Source organism: Methylobacterium bullatum, assembly GCF_014845095.1.
Classification (GTDB): Bacteria; Pseudomonadota; Alphaproteobacteria; order Rhizobiales; family Beijerinckiaceae; genus Methylobacterium; species Methylobacterium bullatum.
In genome coordinates this window covers 1-630 of record NZ_NKUG01000262.1, presented here as the reverse complement: position 1 = coordinate 630, position 630 = coordinate 1, and the positions used below count along the sequence as shown (strand labels likewise).

General features: G+C 61.9%; 2 protein-coding genes. Both read right to left on the bottom strand.

Annotated features, from left to right (window positions below; genetic code table 11):
- A partial coding sequence (cyoD, locus tag MBTS_RS22895; protein WP_192216566.1) for a cytochrome o ubiquinol oxidase subunit IV occupies nt 1–337 on the bottom strand: 337 nt, incomplete at its 3' end.
- On the bottom strand, nt 334–630 hold a 297-nt coding region (locus MBTS_RS22890; protein WP_192216565.1), incomplete at its 5' end, for a cytochrome c oxidase subunit 3. The genes cyoD and MBTS_RS22890, both read right to left, overlap by 4 nt.

The following is a 630-nucleotide window of genomic DNA, read 5'->3' as shown; positions in this document are numbered from 1 at the left end:
CCCAGACGGAGCCCGTAAGCGTGATCACCACGAGCGTCAGGGTGAAGATCAGCGCAAGGATCGTCCACCCACCCTCGGACTTGGTGTTCATGTGGAGGAAGTAGACCATGTGGACCACGATCTGCACCACGCCGAAGCCCATGATGACAAGGCCCGTGAGGCGGGGGTTTCCAAGCACATCGCCCATCACCAGCCAGAACGGAATGGCGGTGAGGATGACGGAGAGCACGAAGCCGGTGACGTAGCCCTTGAAGGAGCCATGACCGCTCTGGTCGCCGTGGCCCTTCACGTCCTCTTCATGGTCAGCGGCATGGGCGGACTGGCTGGCGGCGCTCATTGCAGCACTCCCATGAGATAGACGAAGGTGAAGACGCCGATCCAGATGACGTCGAGGAAGTGCCAGAACATCGACAGGCACTGAAGGCGCCGCTGGTTCTCCGGGATCAGGCCCTTCCGTTCGGTCTGAACCATCAGGACGATGAGCCAGACCAAGCCGAGGGTCACGTGCAGGCCGTGGGTGCCTACCAGCGTGAAGAACGACGACAGGAAGGCGCTACGCTGGGGTCCGGCGCCCTCATGGATGAGGTGGGCGAACTCGTAGAGTTCGAGTCCGATGAAGGCGAGGCCGAA